Below are 22,798 nucleotides of genomic sequence, written 5' to 3' on the forward strand. Positions count from 1 at the left end.
TGCCTTTTTAATCTACGGTTTACGACTTAGCCGCTGAGGAGAACCATGGCCAATTATTCTACTAACGAATTTCGCAATGGGCTTAAAGTTATGCTCGATGGCGAGCCCTGTTCAATTCTGGAAAATGAATTTGTTAAACCCGGTAAAGGCCAGGCCTTTAACCGTGTACGTCTGCGCAATCTTAACTCTGGTCGAGTATGGGAGCGCACGTTTAAATCCGGTGAGTCACTGGAAGGTGCCGACGTTGTTGATCAGAGTATGGAATACCTTTATAACGACGGCGAATTTTATCACTTTATGGACCCAGAATCCTTTGAACAGGTGCAAGCAGACACAAAAGCTGTGGGTGACGCGTCGCTGTGGCTGAAAGAGCAGGACGTCTGCACGGTGACTTTGTATAACGGCGCGCCTTTGTCAGTTACGCCGCCCAATTTTGTTGAATTACCCATCGTGGAAACTGACCCTGGTGTTAAAGGTGATACGGCGCAAGGCGGAACCAAACCCGCTCACCTCAGTACGGGTGCGGTGGTGAAAGTGCCTTTATTCATTAGCGAAGGTGAGGTTATTAAAGTAGATACTCGCACGGGCGAATATCAGAATCGGGTAAAAGGTTAAATGGGCGAGTGGCGGCCCTCTGCCGATATTACGGCCTTGGGCTGTCGCGCACAACTCCTTAGCGAGATTCGCCAGTTTTTTGCGGCGCGGGGGGTGCTGGAAGTAGAAACGCCGCTGCTTGCCTCCGCCCCTGTTACCGACCCCAATATTGAAGCCATTATTGCTCAATCGCCTAACGGCGAGGGACACATGTACCTGCAAACCTCGCCTGAATTTGCCATGAAGCGCTTATTGGCTGCGGGTAGTGGGCCGATTTATCAAATTTGCAAAGCCTTTCGCCGGGGTGAGCGGGGGCGTCGTCATAATCCTGAGTTCACCATGTTGGAGTGGTATCGCCCAGATATGAGTCTCGATGCCTTGATTGATGAGGTGGCGGCGATCATTACCCTGGCGAGCGGCAGCGCAGATGTGGCGCTGCTGACTTACCAAAAGGTATTTGAACTACATTGTCATCTCAATCCGCATACTGCGAGCTTAGCGGAATTAAAGGTCTGTGCGAGGCAGCACCTTGATCTGGGCTTTGACAGCGATGATCGCGACCTGTGGTTACAGTTGTTGATGTCGTCGGTGGTCGAGCCAGCGCTAGACCCCACGCAAATCAGTATTGTTTATGACTTTCCTGAGACGCAAGCCGCCTTGGCAAAAATTGCGGTAAATGGCGACGGCCATCCTGTGGCTCGTCGCTTCGAGGCGTTTTTCGCGGGAATGGAATTGGCAAATGGCTATGATGAGCTGCGCGACGCAGGTGAGTTGGTGCGCAGGATTGGCGACGATCATCGCCGCCGCGGCCTTAGCGGCCAAGAATTGCCACCGATAGACCGCTATTTGTTAAAGGCCATGCCATGCCTGCCAGAATGCACTGGCGTCGCGATTGGCTTTGATCGGCTGGTGATGATTGCGTGTAACGCCGAGCGGATAGGCCAAGTTATTGCCTTTCCGTTGGAGCGGGTGTGAATAAGCGGGAGACGCGCTACCGGAGATGGGAGACGCAAGGACCGATGCGGTTTTGTCTCCCGTCTCCAGTTCAGCATTTTGCGAATTACTTCAAGGTGCCCAAAACCTCACCCAAGCGGGTTGGGGTGGTGGCCGCAAATTTATCCGCCCACTGGGCGCGGTCCTTGGCGAATAGCACGATCGCGGTTGAGCCTAGCTTGAAACGGCCCATTTCTGCGCCTTTTTCTAAATAAATTTCTCGGGCGCCTTTGCGGTAGTCTGTTGTTTTGATGCCGCTAGGTGGCGGCGCTATTTGGCCGTCCCAGACGGTTTCAATGCCCGCCACGATTAGCGCGCCGACCAAAATAACCGCCATTGGGCCAGCCTCAGTCTCAAATAAACACACTGCACGTTCATTGCGGGCGAATAAGCCCTGCACGTTTTCAGCGGTGGTGGTGTTCACGGAAAACAGTGCACCGGGAATATAGGTCATTGACTGCAGCGTACCCGCCAGCGGCATGTGCACGCGGTGATAGTCGCGGGGCGACAAATATACGGTGGCAAAGCTGCCGCCAGAGAATAGCGCCGCCGCTTCGCGATCACCGCCCAGTAATTGCAGTAAGCTGTAATCTTGGCCCTTGGCCTGAAAAATGCGTCCGTCAATAATTTGCCCCAGTTGGCTGATGGCGCCGTCTGCGGGACAGGCAATGTCCTGTGCGCCTGGGGCGATCGGCCGCGCGCCGTCTTTTAGCGCGCGGGTGAAAAACGCGTTGAAGTTCTGATAATTGCGATAATCTGGATCCGCCGCCTCGTTCATGTCAACGTTGTAATGGGCAATGAACCGGCTAATCAATAGGTCTTTCAGCCAAGGAATTTGGGTTTCCGCTAATTTACCAACGAGCCTTGATAGCAGGTGCTGGGGCAGCAGATATTGTAAAATTATAAACGCGATGTTCACAACGTGGTCCTTTTTAGCATGGGTTCAAGGTTGCTGGGCGCTACCTTGGGATTGGTCGCCAACTTCTACCGGGGTGTCATCGCGATTTCCCCACTCGCCCCACGAGCCGTGATAACCCTTGATATGTGGGTAGCCGAGGATTTTCATTAATAAGTAAGTAAGGCCGGAGCGGTGGTGGGTCTGGCAGTGGGTGATAATGGTTTTGTCACTGTTCAGGCCGAGTTGATCTAAGCGCAGCTGCAGTGTGCTTAGGTCCTTCAGGCGCATATCGTTCTCTTTGTCGATGAGTTCTAGCCAGTCTAAATTGACGGCGCCGGGAATGTGGCCGCCGCGCTGCGCGAGGACTTTCTCGCCGCGATACTCTTCGGGTGAGCGGGCGTCCCAAATTGCCAGCTGGCTGTTGTCGAGTAGACTGATAAAGTCTTCGATCTCGGCAATAGGGGTGCTGTCAATGCTGATAACGATTTCACTCGGTGGTGGCAAATTAGCCACTTCTTCGCTGGGGTGACCACCATTTAGCCATGCCTGCAGGCCGCCATTTAAATAGGAGTAGTTGTGGTGGCCAATAACATCCAGCGTCCAGATTAAACGCCCAGCCCAGCCACCGCCTTCATCGTCATAAACAATAACGTGTTTCTCTGGGCTTAGCCCAACGCGAGAAAAGAGTGCTTGTAATTGCGCTGTCGAGGGCAGTTTGCCCACGGCGGGCTTGATACCGCACTGGAGTTCGGCTGGGGCAATGTGAACCGCACCCGGCACATGGTGTTTTGCGTAATTGTCGGCGCTGCTGGTATCTAAGATAAGCAGTTTAGGCTCGTGGAGTGCGTCCGCGAGTTGGGTCGCTTCAATAAGTAATGGCCAGTCTTTCATAATAGATAATGTGTTCGCTGATTATTAATGAATTGTAGCAGTAGCGGCCGAGGTGATGCGATGTAAATAGGCCTTTTACTACGGGCGTCATGGTGCCATAAAATGCATTGCTGTAAAATTGAGACAGTAATTATTGGATATTACTCACTGCATTAAATTGCGCTGCAAATTATTCTGCGGCGAGGCTAGCAATAATTTGTCGATAACTGGCCATGCGCTCTGGCCGAATTTTATCCTCGGCCGCGGCGGCGAGCAGGGCGCAGCGCGGTTCGTGTTCGTGTTTGCAGTCCCGAAAGCGGCACAGACCGAGAAAAGGCCGGAATTCGATGAAGCCAGCCAATACCTTTTCGCGATCCATATTCCATAGCGCAAACTCCCTGATACCCGGCGAATCGATAAGGCTGCCGCCGTCAGGGAAATGGTAAAGCCGCGCAGTCGTGGTGGTGTGTCGGCCCTTGGCGGTGGCTTCAGATAATGCGCCAATACGGGAGTCGGTACCGGGCAGTAGGCTGTTAACTAGGGATGATTTACCCACCCCAGATTGACCAACAAACACGCTGATGTGCTCGCGTAGAGTAGCTTTAAGCTCGTCGAGCCCGTGCTCAGATTCTGTTGACGCCCGTGTGACGGGGTAGCCAATCTCTTCGTATCTGGCGAGCATGGAGTTCAGGTAGTTGCTGTTCTCTTCAGTAACTAGGTCAGTTTTATTAAGCAGTAAAATTGGGCGAATACCGATGGCCTCGGAGGCCACTAAGTAGCGGTCAATAAGATTGGCGTGGGCACGGGGTTCAGGGGCGATAACAATCACGATATGATCGATATTGGCCGCCACCGGCTTGAGCTTGCCATGGTTGTCGGGGCGCTGCAGTAGGCTGCGGCGCTCGTTGCAGGCGACGACCACACCCGTGGGTTTGCCTTCGTGCCAGGTAACGCGGTCACCGGTCACCAGGCCGTCGACCTGGGCGCGCACATGGCAGCGCTGGCGTTGACCGCCATCGCCCTCAACTTCAACCTGCTGGCCAAAGTGGCTGACAATAAGGCCGCTCTGCTCGGGGCCGAGTTCACCTTCGCTGAGTGCTTGGTCAGCGCGGCTGTCGCGTTTACTTGCGCGCTCGGTGCGTTCCGCCTGAACTTTTTCTATCCGCCAGCGTTGTTGGCGGCTGAGTTTACGCTTGGTCATAGACACGTCAATTGCCAGAGAAGCGCCATCTTAACCCATGAGCTGGTATAATCGACACTGTGGTGGGACAGGCACCGTGTATTTTGACAGCAATTCCGGTTTGTTACAGCGTAAACCGCTGACTCCGCGCGGTTTTTACCGTGTTTTTGTTTTCCGATTTATATACCGCAAAGGCATCTGCATGGCTAAAGCACAGAATCTTATTTGGATTGATCTGGAAATGACGGGTTTAGACACCCTCAATGACCACATCATTGAAATTGCCACGGTGGTGACCGATAGCGACCTCAATGTGTTGGCCGAGGGGCCGGTTTTGGCAATTCATCAGCCGGACGAAGTCCTCGCGGCGATGGACGAATGGAATACGCGTCAGCACGGCGAGTCGGGCTTGGTTAAGCGAGTGCAAGACACCTGCATTACTGCGCTAGAGGCTGAGCGTTTAACCCTCGCCTTTCTCGATAAGCATGTTGAGAAGGGCGCTTCGCCAATGTGCGGCAATAGTATCTGTCAGGACAGACGCTTTATGGCCAGAGAAATGCCCGAGTTAGAAGCTTTTTTCCACTACCGCAATCTTGATGTTAGCAGTGTAAAAGAGTTGGCGCGGCGCTGGCGTCCAGAGTTAATGAAGGGCTTGAGGAAGTCTGGCGCTCATTTGGCGCTCGATGATATCCGTGATTCGATTGCCGAGCTTCAATATTACCGCGAGCATTTTATCCGGTTGTCCTAGGCCGGCCATTCCTTTGGTGACCATTTCATACGTATAAATCCATGTTGTCACTGATAGCATGGGTTTTGCTGCTTATTGATTTTACCGCTGTGTTGATAGCTAAATTTTTTCTGCGCTAGCAGTCGCGAATTTATCAACTAAGCTGTAGATAATAATAAGGGGATACCGATATGAAAAAGTTGACCGCACTCTGCGCAGCAAGCCTGCTGTGTTGTACCCAAGCTTCAGCCCAGACTCATACTTACTTTGATCAATTATTTATTTTTGGTGACAGTTTGCTCGATACTGGCAATTTGGGCATTCGTTTTACTAACCGTGTTGGTGACGGCAATGGTGATTTTTCTACGGGGCCATATGCTGAAATTGCCCCTCAGCACCTCGGCAGAGCACTTGGCTTAGCGACTGATCCGGCTAACTCTTCGGGCACAAACTACGCGGTTGGTGGCTACAGAACCGATCAAATTTTGGATTCGGTGGTAGGTGCGAATTTGACACCTAACCCACGAGCTTTAATATTGATGGACGGGGGTGGCAATGATTTTTTACAGGGAAGGATTACAAATTCAGACGAAGCGATAGCTGCGGCTAAGAATTTGATTGGCGGCGTATCGCTCTTAAGCAGGGCCGGTGGCCGATACATCATGCTTAGTAACCTACCTGACCTGGGAAAGACTGCTGCTGTGCAGGCTCAAAATTTTAGCGCCCCTTCTTCTGGGGCGGCGGCTACTGCGTCTGGGGGCGCTGCGGGTTTTAATCAAGCGGTCCAGACTTACGCGAATTTCAGTAGTGCCAATATCATTCCTGTTGATCTCGCGGGCTTGATCAACTATGTGTCCAATAACGCAGAGGCCTACGGATTCGCCAATGGCACTAATGCGGCATTTGGGCCTATTGGGACGTTTGACCAGCGCTATATGTGTTTTGATGACGGCGTGACGCCAGGTGCTCCTAACCAGCCAGCTCCTGGTTGTATCGAGCATCCGGTTTACGGTATCAACGGCTCAAGTCCCAACCCTGATAAGCTTATGTTTAATGATGGCGTGCACCCAACGGCTAGGGTTGGCGTCATTGCCGGCGATTATATGATTGATGTGATTGTGGCGCCGCAAGTTGTTGGTCAAGTGCCTAGCTTGGGCTTAGGCATTGCCCGTACACAGCAGCAGAGCCTAGCGCAAGTTATGCGCGAGAATCGTTGGTTGGTAGACGCTGATCGCCTGTTTATAAGTGCGAGCGGTGCCAGTGCCGACGAGCCAACCGGCGGCGATCAAGAGTCTAAACACTTAACTTTAGGTCTTAGTCGCGCCGTAGCGCCGGGCTTAAGCTTGGGTGCGGCGATCAATATGGCTGACCATGAGTTAAAGAGCGATCGCAGCGAGTTTGCGGCGACCAGCGTTGGTCTTAGTGGTCTTGTGAATTACCGTGAAAATCGCTGGTTGGCAGAGGCGAGTGTCGGCTTGAATGTGGTTGATTACAGCGACATTGATCGCAAATTTAATCTGGGCAGTCAAAACTTAACCGCCAGTGGCGGCACTGATGGCCACGGTTGGCATTTAAACGGCCAGCTCGCTTATAGCTTACTGTCCTCGGAAACCGTGAGTTTGGCGCCTGCCCTCGGCGTGCGTTGGTTAAGCGCCAAAGTTGATAGTTATCAAGAATCGGGTGGTGAGGTCTCTAATTACCAGTGGGGTGAGCAGAGCCGGGCTAGTCGCCAGTTCCGTTTAGGTATGTTAGTTCATGTTGCGGTGAGCGACAGTTTTAGTCTCTATGCCGAAGCCTTTGGCGTGTCTGAAGAAGAGGACGCCGATGAGACTATCGAGATCCGTAATACTAACCTAGGTTATGCCAGCTATCGCTTACCCAGCTACCAGAATGACGGTGAGGGATTTGCCGATGTGAGCTTGGGTGCGGCGCTGAGCGTGGGGCAGGCGCGGGTGGCGTTGAACCTAAATTATACAGATGAAGGTGAAGGCCGCGAGAGCGCGATGTTGAATTATTCTAGACCTTTTTAAGAGCCGCCAAACGCTTTATGGGAGACGGGAGAAGCTAATATTACGACTCGTCCGACGTCCGACGTCGGACGAGTTTGCCTTGCAGTTGCCCAATAGCCCAGTCAATATGCTCAAGTGCCATACTCTCGGCACTTGGGCGTTGTTGTTTAAGCGCGCTAATCGCGGCGCTGCTGGTAGAAGCATTACCTATGCCTACAGCGAGATTGCGTAGCCAGCGCTGGTAGCCAATGCGGCGGATGGCCGAGCCTTCGGTGTTTTTTAAGAATGTTTCCTCATCCCATAAAAACAATTCAATTAAGTCGCTATTGTCCAGTTGGTGCCGAGGCGAAAAGTCGGTCTCGCTAGCGGTTTGCGCAAATTTATTCCAAGGGCAAACTAGCTGACAGTCGTCGCAGCCAAATACCCGATTGCCCATTAGTGGCCGCAGTTCTTCGGGAATGCGGGTTTTTAATTCAATAGTTAAATAAGAAATACAGCGTCGAGCGTCCACTTGGTAGGGCGCTACAATCGCGCCGGTAGGGCAGTCGTCAAGACAGGCGCGGCAGCTGCCGCAATGCCCGGTCTCTTGGGGCGGGTCTAGGGGGAGGGGTAAGTCGGTATAAATTTCCCCTAAGAAAAACCACGAGCCTGCTTTGCTGTTAATGAGCATGCTGTTTTTGCCAATCCAGCCGAGTCCAGCTTGTTCGGCAAAGCCGCGTTCTAATACCGGCGCGCTATCGACAAAGGCGCGGTGATGGCCGCCAGCAACGGCGCTTATTTTCTCGGCGAGTTGGCTAAGGCGTTTACGGATTAATTTGTGATAGTCACGGCCAAGTGCATAGCGGGAGATATAGGCCTTATTAGGGTTGCCGAGCACGGCGTCCATATTTTCGGCGTCGGGCAAATAATCCATTCTGGCGCTGATCACTCTAATCGTACCGCTGTGCAGTTCCGCCGGTTCTCCGCGCAGGCCCTCGCGCTCAGCCATATAGGTCATGTCGCCGTGGTATTGCTTAGCAAGCCACTCGCGCAGACGCTGGGCATGGGCGTCATTGCTGGCTGGGCTGATTCCGATATGAGCAAAGCCGAACTCGCGGCCCCAGTCTTTAATCTGTAGCGCGAGGGCGTCGAGGTCGGCGGAAATTGGGTTCATTGGGCTGTCGGTGCCTGCTTGCGCGTTTTCGTGCCTGAGTAGGCAGGTATTTTACACATTTCCTAAGTCACTGTATGTTACCGGTGTTGTCGGCGCTGCCAACGTATCGGCGTTGAATTCATCGCCTAGCTTTGCCATACCGAGTTTTTACCTGTGCCATTTTGGGGCTGAAATGGCTGCTACATAAGTCCTTGCGGCGGCTTCAATATTGGTATTTGTTCACCAACGTCTCGCTTTCGTGGATTGGGCTTCGTGCTAGAATGCGCCGCCGATTCGGCAATCCTTCAGTGGCCTCACTATCAGGTATTTAATAATTGCGTGTAATTGCCCTTGTGTTGGTAATGCTCCTGACGTCTGCTTGTGCGTCGATGCTCGATAATATGTCTTTGGCTGCTCAGACGAAGTTTCAGCAAATGCTCGCCAATAGATTTGCCCAGAAATTGACCGCTGGTATTGATCTGGCGGTTAGGCAGCTGGCGGTCAAAGGCGGCTTTCTTGACGACCCGCTGGTGCGCATTCTACTGCCGCTACCCTTGGGTTTAGTGATTGATGTGGCGCGGGATTTACATGACAACCCTAAAGCGGCGCTGTTGGAAACCCTAATGAACCGCGCGGCGGAAAATGCGATTCCTGTGGCCGGACCAATCTTGAAGAATATGGTCGCGAATATGGATGCCGAGACTTTACAAAAGCTGGTGGATTCGCCACGGAGTGCGGCCACTGATTTGCTGATGGCTGAGGGTGGTCAAGCGGTGCAGTTGGCGCTATTGCCCGCAGTAACCCAGAATTTGCAAGAGAATGGTGCCATTACATTGTATGGCGACTTACTAAAAGCCTCGCAAAAGCCCACTGGGGTGCTGGCGTCCGTCGACAGTGTCGAGGCGCAAGGCGTCGAGCCACAAGCGGTTTCCCCCGATCAGCTCGGTCAATACGTGGCGGAGCAGGCCGCAGGCGGTTTATTTAAAAAAGTGGCAACTCGAGAGTTGGCAATTCGCGATTCGCTGAATAACATCGTTGCGAGTCCTCAAGAGTAGCAAGGTTGGCATAATTGCCGTGGCTAAGTGTGAATAGCCCGTGCTCTTTAATCGGAGGTGTTACGCGCTTGGCGTCATCAGATTGCCCGCGCCAGCTTACGCGTTATGATGGGGGAGCTAATCGATTCGGGAAGTCGCTGCATGCCATTGCCAAATAAGCCTAATGCAACTGAACACATTTTGTACACTGCCGCTCAGGTACGTGAATTAGATCGCCTGGCGATTGCCAGTGGTATTGCCAGCTTTGAATTAATGCGGCGGGCGGGGCAGGCGGCGTTCAGCTGTGTTCAGCAGCACTGGCCGGATCATTCGCCCATTGAAGTATTTTGCGGTGGCGGTAATAACGGGGGCGACGGTTATGTGGTTGCGGCATTGGCGGCCGAGGCCGGTTTGCCTGTGCGCGTATGGACCTTGGCGGCGCCAGAGTTGCTTACCGGTGATGCCGCTTGGGCGTGGCAATGGGCGCAGCGCGCGGGGGTGGCTGTGGCGCAATGGCAGGGTGAGCTCCCCGCGGAAAGCAGCGTGGTGGTGGATGCCATGTTGGGTATTGGTTTGCACGGCGACGTGCGGTCACATTACGCCGCTGCGATACAGGCCATTAATAGTAGTGGGCGTCCAGTGCTGGCCATTGATATCCCATCAGGTTTGTGCAGCGACAGTGGCCGAATATTGGGCGTGGCGATCAAAGCTAAACAAACCCTGAGTTTTATTGGCTTAAAGCGTGGTTTATATACCCTCGATGCGCTTGATTGTGCCGGTGATGTCAGTTTTGCTGATTTAGCTGTGCCCCGCGATGTTTATACCGAGCGGTCTGTTGAGTCTCTTGATGGCCTTGTTAGACATTTACATTTACGTTCGATGTTGGCGCAGTGGGGGCCGCGGTCCCGCAGTGCCCATAAAGGCGTCGCCGGGCATGTGTTAGTGGTTGGTGGCGACTACGGTATGGCTGGTGCCGCGCTGTTGGCGGCCAGCGCTGCTGCGCGCAGTGGCGCTGGCTTGGTGTCCTGCGCGACGCGGCCGGAACATGTCGCGGCGCTAGTCGGGGCGCGACCGGAGCTGATGGTGCACGGTGTGAGTCACGGTCAGGAGCTGGACGCCCTGCTGGCCAAGGCGACAGTTGTGGTGATAGGGCCGGGCTTAGGTCAGGGCGCGTGGGGGCGAGAACTATTGCTGGCCGCATTGACGGCAAACACGCCCCTGCTGCTTGACGCAGACGCTTTAAATTTAATAGCGATTGAACCTCAGCTCCTGCTTTCTCATGGCGGGCCACGTATACTCACACCCCATCCCGGCGAGGCTGCGCGCTTGTTAGCTTGCACTACTGCGGCGGTGCAGGCAGATCGTTTCGCCGCGGCGCGCACATTGGCCGATCGCTTTGCGGCAAGCGTATTATTAAAAGGCGGCGGTACGGTGATTGCCGCAGATGCCTCATTGTATTTATGCAGTGGTGGCAACCCGGGGATGGCGAGTGGCGGCATGGGTGACGTTTTATCGGGTGTGCTCGGCGCTTTTGTCGCCCAAGGTTTGTCTCTGCAACGCGCGACCTGTCTTGGCGTGGCTGTGCATGCCGAGGCGGCGGATGTCGCCGCTGCTGCTGGGGAGCGCGGAATGTTGGCCAGTGATGTGATCGAGCAATTGCGAGGTGTAATAAATCAGTATGCAGCGTTATCTTGATGGCGAGGCCGACACCGTTGCGGCGGGCCAGCGCTTGGGGCGGGCCTTGCAGGGCGGGGCGGTGGTGTATCTTGGCGGTCAGCTTGGCGCTGGCAAAACCACTTTCTGCCGCGGTGTATTGCAGGCATTTGGTCATGCCGGTGCGGTGAAGAGTCCGACCTATACCATTGTTGAACCCTATGAGGCCGGCGGGGTCAATGTGTATCACTTCGATTTGTATCGTCTCGGCGATCCAGAAGAGCTTGAGTACATGGGGATCCGCGACTACTTCGACAATGATGCGGTATGCTTGGTCGAGTGGCCTGAGCGTGGCGCGGGGATTTTGCCATTGGCCGATATAATGGTTAGCATTGAGGCTCAGGGAGCGGGTCGCCTTCTTGCCGCACGCAGCGCAACGCCGCGTGGGCAGCAAATCTTGGCGCAATTGAGCAAATATGAAACGGATTAACAGTGTTGTCCTTGCTTGCCTACTTAGTTTGGCTGCGACCGTGCAGGCGGCTGAAGTTCGCGACGTCCGATTTTGGCGGGCGCCTGACCACAGTCGCGTGGTATTTGATTTAAGTGGGCCGGTCACTCATGAATTAATTACCCTTAGTAATCCTCATCGCCTGGTTATTGATATTCAAAATGCCAAGCTTGCCGCTGATACCCAAAAATTGCAGTTCGCTAATAGTCCAGTAACCGGCTTGCGCCATGCGGATAAGCCTGGTGGCGCGCTGCGCATTGTATTCGACCTCAGTGCAGACGTGCAGGTGCGCAGCTTTTTACTCGCGGCCAGTGGTGATTTGCATGATCGCCTCGTTGTGGATTTTTTAGACAAGGGCGAATCTGTTGAAGCCCAAGTGATTAAAAGCGTGCAAACCAGTTCCCAGCGTGATGTGGTTATCGCCATCGACGCTGGTCACGGTGGTGAAGACCCGGGTGCAATTGGGCCGGGGCGGGTTAAAGAAAAAGATGTGGTTTTTCAAATAGCCTCGCGTCTCAAAGAGCGCTTTGAGCGAAAGAAAGGCTATCGCGTGGTGATGATTCGCAACGGCGATTATTATGTGGGCTTGGCCAAGCGCCGTGACCTTGCCCGCAAGGCTCAAGCCGATTTCTTTGTGTCTATTCATGCTGACGCTTTTACCAATCCTCAGGCTAATGGCAGTTCGGTTTATGCCTTGTCTAAGCGCGGCGCCACCAGTGCTTCGGCGCGAATTTTGGCGCAGCGCGAGAACGACGCCGATCTAGTGGGCGGCGTCAGTCTGTCAGATAAAGACCAAGTTCTAGCGGGGGTGTTAACGGATTTGTCGATGACAGCCAGCCTTGATGCCAGCCTCAGTGTTGGCGCTCAGTTACTGGGTGAAATGTCAAAAATCTCACGCTTGCACAGCAAGCGGGTGGAGCAAGCAGGTTTTGCGGTGCTGAAGTCGCCGGATATTCCCTCGCTTTTAGTGGAGACGGGGTTTATTTCTAACCCTGGCGAGGCGAGTAAACTGAAAAGTAGCAGCTATCAAAGCAATATGGCGCTCGCTATTTTTGAAGGTATTGATCGCTATTTTAGAGAGAGTCCGCCGCCAGACACCTACTTTGCCGCGCTTAAGCGCGGCGATATCCCTGCGGGTCGACCCGCGACGGCGGGTGCGCGTGAATACACCATTGCTCGGGGTGATACGCTGTCTGGTATTGCGCTGCGCTATAATGTGCCCCTCAGCGATCTTCAACGCCATAATCAACTGTCGGGGAGTCGCATCCGCGTCGGTCAAAAAATACAGATTCCTGCATCGTAATGACAAAAATTCGTTTATTAGACCCCCGTTTGGCTAACCAAATTGCCGCAGGGGAAGTGGTAGAGCGTCCTGCCTCAGTTGTTAAAGAACTTCTTGAAAACAGTTTGGACGCCGGTGCCCGCCGTATTGAATTAGATATTGAAGAGGGCGGCGTTAAGTTAATTCGCGTTCGCGACGACGGTGCGGGTATCGCGGAAGATGATTTGCCCTTGGCACTGAGTCGCCACGCTACCAGTAAAATTTCGGTACTGGAAGATCTGGAATCCGTCGCCAGTCTTGGCTTCCGTGGCGAGGCCCTCGCGAGTATCAGTTCGGTATCGCGTTTGTGTTTAAATACGGCGCAAGAGGGTAGTGTGTCGGGTTGGTCGGCGCGCAGTGAAGGCCGTGATATGGAAACCGTGCTGGCACCGGTAGGGCATCCGCGGGGTACTACGGTGGAAGTGCGGGATTTGTTTTTTAATACGCCGGCGCGGCGCAAGTTTTTGCGCACTGAGAAAACGGAGTTTAACCATCTTGAAGAAGTGGTCAAACGTCAGGCCCTGAGTCGCTACGATGTCGGCTTTTCCTTGCGTCATAATGGCCGCGCGGTGCACAGTTTAAAGCCCGCGGATAATCAGCTTGAGCAAGAGCGGCGTTTGGCAGCGGTCTGCGGTCCAGCCTTTATGGAACAGGCCCTGTATATAGACCGTGAGGCGATGGGGCTGCGGTTGTGGGGTTGGGTGGCGCTGCCGAGTTTTTCCCGCAGTCAGGCTGATTTGCAGCATTTTTACGTCAATGGTCGCTATGTGCGTGACCGCTTGGTGGTGCATGCGGTGCGCCAAGCCTATCGCGATGTGCTCTTTCACGGTCGCCATCCGGCTTTTGTGTTGTATCTCGAGCTGGCTCCGGCGGCGGTGGATGTGAATGTGCATCCGACCAAGCACGAAGTGCGCTTTCGCGACGGCCGCACGGTACACGATTTTATTTTCCGCACTTTGCACAAAGTTCTCGCTGATGTGCGGCCCGATACCGTACCCCAGCAAGCCGCTATGCCTGCCGGGGGGGCTGAATCTTTCATGGCCATGCCGCAAACGCAATCGGTGATGTCCTTGGGGGAGACGGGCTCCGTGTCTCCTGCTGCTGTTAATGCCGCGCCAAGCTCTTTTCAGCCTCAGAATAACGTTGCTTATAATTCCCAATATCAGCCGCAGTATGGCGCGGGGGTGGCAGACCAGCGGGCAAATTATCAGCGTCTGCAAGCGGGATCAGAGAGTGTTGGTGCTGGTGATGGCAGTATTGCGCCACCATTGGGTTATGCGCTCGCCCAGCTGAAGGGGATTTATATTCTGGCTGAAAATCAGCAGGGTATGGTTTTGGTTGATATGCACGCTGCGCACGAGCGCATTACCTACGAGCGTATGAAAAATGCCCGTGACGGCGAGGGTATTCGGCGTCAGCCTTTACTGGTGCCAATGAATTTGGCGGTGAGTGAGCGCGAAGCGGATTGCGCCGAACAGCACGTCGAAGTGTTTGCTGAGTTGGGTATAGGTATTGAGCGCGTGGCGGCAGAATCGATTATTGTGCGTGAGTTGCCGACGATTTTGGCTGATACCTCCGTCGAACAGCTGGTTAGAGATGTGCTGTCGGATTTACTGGAGTTTGGCAGTACTGATCGTATCCAAGCGCATATTAACGAGATCTTGTCGACCATGGCCTGCCATGGCTCGGTGCGGGCAAATCGCCGCCTGACGTTGCCAGAAATGAACGGCTTGCTGCGCGATATGGAGGCGACCGAGCGAAGCGGCCAGTGTAATCACGGGCGGCCAACTTGGGTTCAAGTTGGTTTGGCTGAGTTAGATAAGTGGTTTTTGCGTGGCCGTTGATTTAAACAGTGACTCCAGTCAGGGATTGCCGAAAGCGATTTTTTTGATGGGGCCGACGGCGGCAGGTAAAACCGATCTTGCCCTCGCGCTCAGTGATCGCCTGCCCTGTGATTTGATTAGCGTTGATTCGGCCTTGGTCTACCGTGGCCTAGACATCGGCAGTGCCAAGCCTGATGCGGCGACCTTGGCGCGTTATCCCCACCAGTTAATCGATATTTGTGATCCCAGTGAAGCCTATTCGGCGGCAAACTTCCGTCGCGATGCACTGGCAGCCATGGCCAAAAGTGCGGCGGCGGGGCGAATTCCACTCTTGGTCGGGGGCACCATGTTGTATTACAAGGCCTTGCTTGAGGGCTTGGCCGATATGCCGCCAGCGGACCAGCAGATTCGCGCTGAGATTAATGCGATAGCTGAGGCGGACGGCTGGCCGGCGGTGCATGCGCTATTAGCTGAGGTGGATGCAGCGTCGGCGGCGCGAATCCATCCAAATCATTCTCAGCGCTTGTCTCGCGCCTTAGAGGTTTACCGTATTAGTGGTGTTGCCATGAGTGAATGGCAGGCCCAGCAGGCTGAGCAAGTTCTGCCATACCGAGTTTTCCAGTTTGCGATTGCGCCGCCAGAGCGTAGCGTTTTACACCAACGCATTGAGCAGCGCTTGCAGCAAATGTTTGCGCAGGGTTTTGTCGAGGAGGTGGCTGGTTTGATGGCGCGTGGCGATTTACACGCTGATTTACCTGCCGTTCGCGCGGTGGGTTACCGGCAAGTGTGGGGGCATTTGCGCGGCGATTACTCTCTTGATGAGGCCTTTGAAGGAGCCCTGATTGCCACCCGCCAATTGGCCAAACGGCAATTAACGTGGCTGCGCGGTTGGTCAGACCTGCAATGGCTGGAGACGGGCGGTAATATTGAATTGCAACTAAATTCCGTGTTAGCGCATTCTGGCGCTGCCGAACTGCTATAACTTAGGTATACTGGGCGCTACCCAGTCTGTTTGCGAACTTGTTGTTGGGTTTGCGATCCTAATACTACTTTTTGATACGTTTTATCAACGCCCGATTTGGGCATACAGGAGGTCCACCATGTCAAAAGGGCATACCTTACAAGACCCTTACCTGAATATTCTTCGCAAAGAGCGTATTCCGGTTTCTATCTATCTGGTTAACGGCATTAAATTGCAGGGCCAAATTGAGTCTTTCGATCAGTTTGTGGTTCTGTTAAAAAATACGGTTAGTCAAATGGTCTATAAACACGCCATTTCTACCGTGGTTCCGTCACGTGTTGTTCGTTTACCGATGGCGCATCCGCCAGAAGATGACGAAGAACAAGAAGGCGTATAATAATCGTTCTTTGTTGATTTGAGGTTCGTCCTTGCTATTTGAAAGACCTAATTCCGGTGAGCGCGCAATACTGGTGCACCTGGATTTTCACAGTGAAGACGAGCGCGAAGACTCCAATGAGTTTGTGCAATTGGTGACCTCCGCAGGGGGTGATCCAGTTGCGTTTATTACTGGATCTCGTAAGCGTCCGGACGCGCGGTTGTTTGTTGGCAGCGGCAAGCTCGAAGAAATTCGTGAAGCACTGATCGCCAATGAAGGCGAGCTGGTGTTGTTTAACCATTCCTTGTCGCCTAGCCAAGAACGTAATATTGAGCGCGAATTGCAATGTCGCGTGCTTGATCGTACCGGTCTGATTCTCGATATATTTGCCCAGCGCGCCCATACCCATGAAGGCAAATTGCAGGTTGAGCTCGCTCAGCTGCAGCATATGTCGACGCGTTTGGTGCGGGGTTGGACTCACCTAGAGCGGCAAAAAGGCGGTATCGGTTTGCGTGGCCCCGGTGAGAGTCAGTTAGAGACTGACCGGCGTTTGTTGCGTGCGCGCATCACTGCTATTCAATCGCGACTGCAAAAAGTCCGGCGTCAACGCGAGCAGGCTCGGCGCGCGCGGCGGCGAGCAGAGATTCCGGCACTGTCACTGGTGGGCTACACTAATGCGGGCAAATCGACGCTGTTTAATGTGTTGACTACCTCTAGCGTGTACGCCGCTGATCAGTTGTTTGCGACGTTGGATCCGACCGTGCGTCGTATAATGGTGGGCGACGTTGGGCCAGTTATTTTGGCTGACACTGTGGGCTTTATTCGGCATTTGCCGCACAAGTTGGTTGAGGCGTTTCGGGCAACGCTTGAAGAAGCGGTCATTGCCGATTTGCTGATTCATGTTGTTGACTGCGCTGACCCTGAGCGGCAAGACAATATGAAGCAGGTAATGAACGTGCTTGCTGAGATTGGCGCTGCAGATATCCCCATTCTCGAGGTTTACAATAAAACTGACTTGATTGGCAGTGAACCGCGTATTGAGCGTGACGACGCTGGTCAGCCGGTGCGTGTTTGGTTGTCAGCGCGAGATGACCGGGGTCTCGATTTATTTTATCAGGCCTTGAGTGAGTTGCTTGGCAATGAAATTTGCGAAACCAGCATCACCTTAGCTGCGGCGCAAGGGCGATTGCGCGCGCGCTTGTTTAGTCTTGATGCGGTGCTAGACGAAGAAATGAATGATGATGGTTCTCAGCGCTTAAAAATACGTTTGCCGGAAGCCGATTGGCAGCGCGTGTTGGCTGCCGAGTCAATTACTGAAGCGTCGCTGGACTCAAGTCGTCCGGTTAGCATGCGGGAAGAATTCTGCTAGACTGCCCGCCGGACAAAATCGTGATGTCGCGGGCTTTCCGCAGTACACATCGGCTGCGGTATAACATTAGCGAACCACAACGATAATCGATAGGAGAGGGCTATGGCCTGGAATGAACCGGGTGGCGGTAAAGACAATGATCCTTGGGGTGGTAATAACCAAGGGCCGCCAGATTTAGATGAAGCGCTGAAAAAGCTGCAGGAAAAGCTGAATAGTATATTTGGCGGTGGTAACAAGAGTGGTGGTAGCGGCAATGGTGGTGATTTTCATCTTAGCGCCGGCGTCCTAGGTATTGTCGCAGTCCTCGCTGTGGTGGTCTGGGGCTTATTTGGCTTTTATCAGGTCGATCAGCAAGAGCGTGCGGTGGTGTTGCGTCTCGGGGTTTATCACGAAACGGTGATGCCTGGTCTGCGTTGGAATCCGCCGTTGATGGATGAAGTGAACAAAATTAACGTGACTAAAGTTCGGGGAATTACGAGTCGCGGTCAGATGCTGACGGAAGACGAGAATATCGTCGATGTCGCCTTGTCGGTTCAGTACACAGTATCTGATCCGGCTAATTTCCTTCTGAAAGTGAAGAGCCCCGAATTGAGTTTAGAACACGCTTTGGAAAGCTCTTTGCGTCACGTTGTTGGCAGCTCGAAAATGGACCAAGTGATTACTGAGGGCCGAGAGCAAATTGCGATTGACACTCAGCAGCGTCTGCAGAGTTATCTTGATACCTACCAGAGCGGAATTCTGGTTGCCAAGGTCAATATTGAAGATGCTCAGGCACCATCGCAGGTGCAGGACGCATTTGACGATGTTACTCGTGCCAAAGAAGACCGTGAGCGCTTAAAGAATGAAGCCGAGGCGTATGCAAACGGTATTATTCCTGAGGCCCGTGGTGCGGCTCAGCGGCAGCTCGAAGAAGCTCAGGCTTACAAAGAGCAGGTCGTTGCTAGATCGCAGGGTGAGGCTCAGCGTTTTGTGGATCTTTACGATGAATATCGTAAGGCGCCTAAGGTTACCCGTGAGCGTTTGTATATTGATGCACTGGAAACCATGTATAGCGATGCTACTAAGGTAATGGTAGATGTCGAGGGTGGTAATAATATGATGTATTTGCCGCTAGATAAATTGATGGAAAAGTCGGCGGTTGCTCGCCCAGCGGGGGGTTCTGAACCGGATATGCGCCAGTTGACAGATAAAGTCATTGAGCAGTTGCGCCGTGACAGTCAGAGCTCGCGCAGGGAGGGTCGTTAACATGGGTGGACGTAATTTTACCGTTGTAGTCGTACTGCTGGGTTTGATTGTACTGGCGCTAAACAGCCTATATATCGTGCGTGAAACAGAGCGCGGTGTATTGCTCAAGTTTGGTGAGGTGGTCGACCCTGATATTAGTGTTGGTTTACACATTAAAACGCCTTTTGTGCATATGGTGCGCAAATTTGAGCGTCGTATTTTAACCCTAGACGCGCCAACTCAACGGTTTTTAACCATTGAGAAAAAGCCGTTGGATGTCGACTTCTACGCCAAGTGGAAGGTTATTGATACCCAGAAATTCTATACCGCCACCAATGGTGAAGAGGGGCGTGCGGAAGGCTTGTTGGCTCAGCGAATAAACACGGGTTTGCGGAATAAATTTGGTGAGCGCACTTTTCACGAAGTGGTGTCTGGTGAGCGGGATCTGTTAATGACAGATTTAACTCGGGATCTTAATCAGATAACGACCTCTGAGTTTGGTATTCAGTTGGTTGATGTCCGAGTTAAACGTATTGATTTGCCATCGCAGGTGAGTCAGTCGGTATTTGATCGGATGAAGTCGGAGCGTGAGCGCGAAGCCCGCGAACATCGCTCTACCGGTCGTGAATTGGCAGAGAAAATTCGTGCAACTGCAGATCGCCAGCGTACCGTTATTGGTGCAAACGCCTATCGCGACTCAGAAGTGCTGCGTGGTGAAGGCGATGCGCTCGCGGCCAGAACTTACGCGGCGGCATATAATCGCGATCCGGAATTTTATTCCTTTTTGCGCAGTCTTAGTGCTTATCAGTCGTCCTTTAGTAATAAAGGTGATTTGTTGGTGGTTGACAGCAAAAGTGAATTCTTCCGTTACATGAAACAAGGTGGTAGTAAGTAGCAATCCTTGTTTCACTCCTCGCTCCGGCGGGGAGTGTGGTATCATCCACGCATCCGGGCTGCACCGAGGTCTAAAACCCTGCGGGCAGCGCGGATTTTTTATGTTTGTAGCAGGCAAAGCACATGTGGCAGGAACTGTCAGTGGCTCTCAGTATGGTACTTATTATTGAAGGTGTGCTGCCATTTCTCAGTCCTGAGCGCTGGCGTTTATTAGCATACCGGATGGCGGATATGGACAGTAGATCTGTGCGTATTGCCGGTTTAGTGAGTATGTTAGCGGGGCTTATTTTATTAAGCTTGTCGCGCTAGCGTCTGATGGCAGAGAAAGAGAGCAAAATACACGTATGACTTCGGTAGATCGTTGGTTACTCCCAGATGGTGTAGAAGAGCTGTTACCCGCGCAGGCGGCACAGGTCGAAGCACTGCGCCGCCAGCTTTTAGATTTGTATAAGCGCTGGGGCTACGAATTAATTATTCCGCCTATGTTGGAATACACCGATTCTTTATTGGTTGGTTTGGGTAGTGATATTGACCTGCTCACCTTTAGGGTGACCGATCAATTGACTGGTCGCATGATGGGGGTTCGTGCCGATATTACCCCGCAGGCTGCGCGAATTGACGCTCATAGTTTGGGGCGTGAAGGCCCGGTGCGGCTGTGTTATGCCGGAAGTGTGTTACACAGCAAGCCCAAACAGCCACTGGCCTCGCGCTCGCCGATTCAGCTCGGTGCTGAGTTATATGGCGATAATAGCCCCGCCAGTGACTTAGAAATTATTTGCCTGATGCTCGAGACGTTGCGGGTTGCAGGTTTAGAAGGCATTACTTTAGATACTGGGCACGTTGGTATCTACCGCGCGGTGGTAAAAGCGGCGGGTCTAAATGCAGAGCAAGAAGCGAGTTATTTCGATATTTTGCAGCGTAAGGCAAAAACCGAATTGAAACTGTTTGTCGCTGCGCTGCCGGTGTCGGTGAATGTCGCTAAGCAGCTATTAGAATTGAATGAGTTGCATGGCGGCGAAGATGTACTGAGTCGGGGGCGGGCACTGTTTGCCGATATTCCCGAGGCAGTTGCGGCCATTGCTAGCCTGGAAGAATTAACCAGTGCCTTGGCGCTACGTATTGCCGATATTAAGTTTTATTTTGATTTGGCTGAGTTGCGCGGTCTGCACTACCACACGGGTGTGGTGTTTTCTGCACTGGTGCGCGAACACGGTCAGGCCTTGGCCCTCGGTGGTCGCTACGACGATATTGGCGTGCTGTTTGGTCGCGCTCGTCCAGCAACAGGATTCAGTGTTGATCTAAAAGCGCTATTAGAATTATTGTCGCCGGTTGCAGAGCCGTCGGCAGTGTTTGCACCCTACGATCCAGATCCAAAGCAGTGGCTGTTTGTACAGACCTTGCGCGATGCTGGTGAGCGGGTGATTTGCGGGCTACCCGGTCAAGATGTCGATACGACATGTGACCGCTTGGTTGGCAAACACGATGGACAGTGGTGTCTTACACCATTGCGAGATTAGGCCCGCGCACTGTGGGTCAGTTGACTAACCTTTATCCAGAGAAGCGGATATGAGCAAGAATGTAGTGGTGCTAGGCACCCAGTGGGGCGACGAAGGCAAGGGTAAGATCGTCGATTTACTTACCGATCAGGCGGCAGCTGTCGCACGTTTTCAGGGTGGCCATAATGCCGGTCATACCTTGGTTATCGGTGGTGAAAAGACCGTATTACACTTGATCCCGTCAGGTATCCTGCGCGAGGGTGTAACCTGCCTAATCGGCAATGGTGTGGTATTGGCACCGGATGCGCTGTTAAAAGAAATGGCTGAGTTAGAGACTAATGGTGTGCCGGTGCGCGAGCGCCTGCGCCTGAGCCCGGCTTGTCCATTGATTCTGCCTTACCACGTTGCCCTTGATTTGGCGCGTGAGGCTGCGCGTGGTGAGGCTAAGATTGGCACCACCGGGCGCGGCATTGGCCCTGCTTATGAGGACAAGGTGGCGCGTCGCGGTTTGCGCTTGGGTGACCTGTATAATGCTGACCGTTTTGCGGTAAAGCTTAAAGAAGTGATGGAATACCATAACTTCATGCTCACCGAATACTACAAAGTGCCCGCGATCGATTACCAAAAGACCCTAGATGACGCGCTGCGTATGGCGGAAGAAATGCGGTCTATGGTTACCGATGTGACCAGTGCGCTGCATAAGTATCGGGAAGAGGGCGCCAATATTTTATTTGAGGGTGCTCAAGGCTCCTTGCTGGATATTGATCACGGCACTTACCCTTTTGTGACCTCATCAAATACCACTGCAGGTGGTACCGCTACGGGAAGCGGTTTTGGCCCTTTGTATCTCGACTATGTTCTGGGTATTACCAAGGCCTATACCACGCGCGTTGGTAGCGGCCCCTTCCCAACCGAGTTGTTTGACGAGACCGGTGCTTACTTAGCCAAAAAAGGGCATGAGTTTGGTGCCACTACGGGGCGGCCGCGTCGCTGTGGTTGGTTTGATGGTGTGGCGTTGCGTCAAGCCGTGCGGATTAATAGTGTGACTGGTATATGTCTGACCAAATTGGATGTCCTTGATGGTTTGGAAACGATTCGCATGTGCGTGGATTATAAAAATCCCGCTGGTGAATCGATTGCTGCGCCGTTCGACTGCGAAGACTACAGTACGATTACACCGATCTACGAAGATGTCGCGGGTTGGTCAGAATCTACCGTGGGTGCTAAGTCGCTTGAAGAGTTGCCAGAAAATGCGCGGGCTTATATTCGCCGCATCGAAGAAATCGTCGGTGTGCCAATAGATATTATATCTACCGGCCCTGATCGCGTTGAAACGATAGTGCTACGTCATCCCTTTGCTTAAGTAGCGTTAACACCAAAAAAAACCACCCATCGGGTGGTTTTTTTTGGTGTGTAGAAAGGGGTGCTTTGCCGATATATGCTGTGAGGGCTGCGCGCCTTAGTGCGCAGTATAGAAATATCGGTGTTCGATAGTACCGAATGCGCTGCTGACGCGGTGTTGAGTCGAGCAATAAGTAGCCATCTTGCTTACAAAACGACCATTTTACAAGTATTTTCAATTATTTAGCAAAGTATGTTGACTCCTAAGCTGGCGTGTCTATAATGCGCCTCCTCAACTGCTGAGGCGGACTTCACCGAGGTGCGGAACGCGATTTGTTTAAGCAGTTGGGGTGGTAAGAAAGTTTAAAAAACTACTTGCTACTGAGGCTAAGGTC

At 53.0% G+C, this 22,798-nt stretch carries 21 protein-coding genes; 17 read left to right on the top strand and 4 right to left on the bottom strand.

What is annotated here, in order from left to right; all coding sequences use genetic code 11:
- Positions 1-45: 45 nt before the first annotated feature.
- Complete coding sequence (gene efp / locus ABYP33_RS05290) at positions 46-615, top strand: elongation factor P (protein ID WP_373089119.1); 570 nt, start codon at positions 46-48, stop codon at positions 613-615.
- Positions 616-1,569, top strand: coding sequence for an EF-P lysine aminoacylase EpmA (gene epmA, locus ABYP33_RS05295; protein ID WP_373089121.1), 954 nt, complete (start codon positions 616-618; stop codon positions 1,567-1,569).
- An 85-nt stretch (positions 1,570-1,654) separates the two neighbouring features.
- Here the strand turns inward: epmA and asd are convergent, their stop codons facing one another.
- From asd to rsgA, 3 genes are all read right to left on the bottom strand, one after another.
- Complete coding sequence (gene asd / locus ABYP33_RS05300) at positions 1,655-2,506, bottom strand: archaetidylserine decarboxylase (protein WP_373089123.1); 852 nt, start codon at positions 2,504-2,506, stop codon at positions 1,655-1,657.
- Positions 2,507-2,530: 24 nt separating this feature from the next.
- Positions 2,531-3,376 (bottom strand): sulfurtransferase, encoded by an 846-nt coding sequence (locus ABYP33_RS05305; RefSeq protein WP_373089125.1) that lies wholly within the window; start codon positions 3,374-3,376, stop codon positions 2,531-2,533.
- Positions 3,377-3,545: 169 nt separating this feature from the next.
- Positions 3,546-4,556, bottom strand: coding sequence for a small ribosomal subunit biogenesis GTPase RsgA (gene rsgA, locus ABYP33_RS05310; protein WP_373089127.1), 1,011 nt, complete (start codon positions 4,554-4,556; stop codon positions 3,546-3,548).
- 181 nt (positions 4,557-4,737) lie between these two features.
- Between rsgA and orn the strand changes: the two genes are divergently transcribed.
- Both orn and ABYP33_RS05320 read left to right on the top strand, forming a co-directional pair.
- Positions 4,738-5,283: an oligoribonuclease gene (gene orn, locus ABYP33_RS05315; RefSeq protein ID WP_373089129.1), complete on the top strand. Its 546-nt coding sequence runs from the start codon at positions 4,738-4,740 to the stop codon at positions 5,281-5,283.
- Positions 5,284-5,453: 170 nt separating this feature from the next.
- On the top strand, positions 5,454-7,292 hold the full coding sequence (locus ABYP33_RS05320) for an autotransporter domain-containing protein (RefSeq protein WP_373089131.1): 1,839 nt from the start codon (positions 5,454-5,456) through the stop codon (positions 7,290-7,292).
- A gap of 40 nt (positions 7,293-7,332) precedes the next feature.
- On the opposite strand, the gene queG is transcribed toward ABYP33_RS05320, so the two are convergent.
- Positions 7,333-8,424: a tRNA epoxyqueuosine(34) reductase QueG gene (gene queG / locus ABYP33_RS05325; protein ID WP_373089133.1), complete on the bottom strand. Its 1,092-nt coding sequence runs from the start codon at positions 8,422-8,424 to the stop codon at positions 7,333-7,335.
- A 314-nt stretch (positions 8,425-8,738) separates the two neighbouring features.
- On the opposite strand from queG, the gene ABYP33_RS05330 reads away from it, so the two are divergent.
- The 13 genes from ABYP33_RS05330 (at position 8,739) to ABYP33_RS05390 (ending at position 22,425) form a co-directional block, all read left to right on the top strand.
- Entirely contained in the window at positions 8,739-9,458 is a 720-nt protein-coding gene (locus tag ABYP33_RS05330) for a DUF4197 family protein (RefSeq protein WP_373089135.1), read from the top strand.
- A gap of 141 nt (positions 9,459-9,599) precedes the next feature.
- The gene (locus ABYP33_RS05335; protein ID WP_373089137.1) at positions 9,600-11,132 is read left to right on the top strand and encodes an NAD(P)H-hydrate dehydratase; all 1,533 of its coding nucleotides are present in this window, start codon (positions 9,600-9,602) and stop codon (positions 11,130-11,132) included.
- Entirely contained in the window at positions 11,116-11,580 is a 465-nt protein-coding gene (tsaE, locus tag ABYP33_RS05340) for a tRNA (adenosine(37)-N6)-threonylcarbamoyltransferase complex ATPase subunit type 1 TsaE (protein WP_373089139.1), read from the top strand. The genes ABYP33_RS05335 and tsaE overlap by 17 nt, the downstream gene beginning before the upstream one ends.
- Positions 11,567-12,901 (top strand): N-acetylmuramoyl-L-alanine amidase, encoded by a 1,335-nt coding sequence (locus ABYP33_RS05345; protein WP_373089141.1) that lies wholly within the window; start codon positions 11,567-11,569, stop codon positions 12,899-12,901. Before tsaE ends, ABYP33_RS05345 begins: the two co-directional genes overlap by 14 nt.
- Entirely contained in the window at positions 12,901-14,763 is a 1,863-nt protein-coding gene (gene mutL, locus ABYP33_RS05350; protein WP_373089143.1) for a DNA mismatch repair endonuclease MutL, read from the top strand. Before ABYP33_RS05345 ends, mutL begins: the two co-directional genes overlap by 1 nt.
- 46 nt (positions 14,764-14,809) lie before the next feature.
- On the top strand, positions 14,810-15,724 hold the full coding sequence (gene miaA, locus ABYP33_RS05355; protein ID WP_373089159.1) for a tRNA (adenosine(37)-N6)-dimethylallyltransferase MiaA: 915 nt from the start codon (positions 14,810-14,812) through the stop codon (positions 15,722-15,724).
- Positions 15,725-15,842: 118 nt separating this feature from the next.
- A complete protein-coding gene (hfq, locus tag ABYP33_RS05360) occupies positions 15,843-16,100 on the top strand; it encodes an RNA chaperone Hfq (RefSeq protein WP_373089145.1) in 258 nt (85 codons plus the stop codon).
- Positions 16,101-16,131: 31 nt separating this feature from the next.
- Entirely contained in the window at positions 16,132-17,448 is a 1,317-nt protein-coding gene (gene hflX / locus ABYP33_RS05365; RefSeq protein WP_373089147.1) for a ribosome rescue GTPase HflX, read from the top strand.
- Between the two features lie 102 nt (positions 17,449-17,550).
- Positions 17,551-18,693 carry an FtsH protease activity modulator HflK gene (gene hflK / locus ABYP33_RS05370; protein ID WP_373089149.1) on the top strand — a complete coding sequence of 381 codons (1,143 nt, stop codon included), beginning with the start codon at positions 17,551-17,553 and terminating at the stop codon, positions 18,691-18,693.
- Between the two features lies 1 nt (position 18,694).
- Positions 18,695-19,567 (top strand): protease modulator HflC, encoded by an 873-nt coding sequence (gene hflC, locus ABYP33_RS05375; RefSeq protein WP_373089151.1) that lies wholly within the window; start codon positions 18,695-18,697, stop codon positions 19,565-19,567.
- Positions 19,568-19,689: 122 nt separating this feature from the next.
- Complete coding sequence (locus tag ABYP33_RS05380) at positions 19,690-19,875, top strand: DUF2065 domain-containing protein (protein WP_373089153.1); 186 nt, start codon at positions 19,690-19,692, stop codon at positions 19,873-19,875.
- Positions 19,876-19,910: 35 nt separating this feature from the next.
- A complete protein-coding gene (locus ABYP33_RS05385; protein WP_373089155.1) occupies positions 19,911-21,083 on the top strand; it encodes an ATP phosphoribosyltransferase regulatory subunit in 1,173 nt (390 codons plus the stop codon).
- A 49-nt stretch (positions 21,084-21,132) separates the two neighbouring features.
- Positions 21,133-22,425 (top strand): adenylosuccinate synthase, encoded by a 1,293-nt coding sequence (locus ABYP33_RS05390; RefSeq protein WP_373089157.1) that lies wholly within the window; start codon positions 21,133-21,135, stop codon positions 22,423-22,425.
- The last annotated feature ends 373 nt before the right edge of the window (positions 22,426-22,798 follow it).

The organism is Zhongshania sp. (genome assembly GCF_041584495.1).
In the GTDB taxonomy this organism is placed as follows: Bacteria; Pseudomonadota; Gammaproteobacteria; order Pseudomonadales; family Spongiibacteraceae; genus Spongiibacter.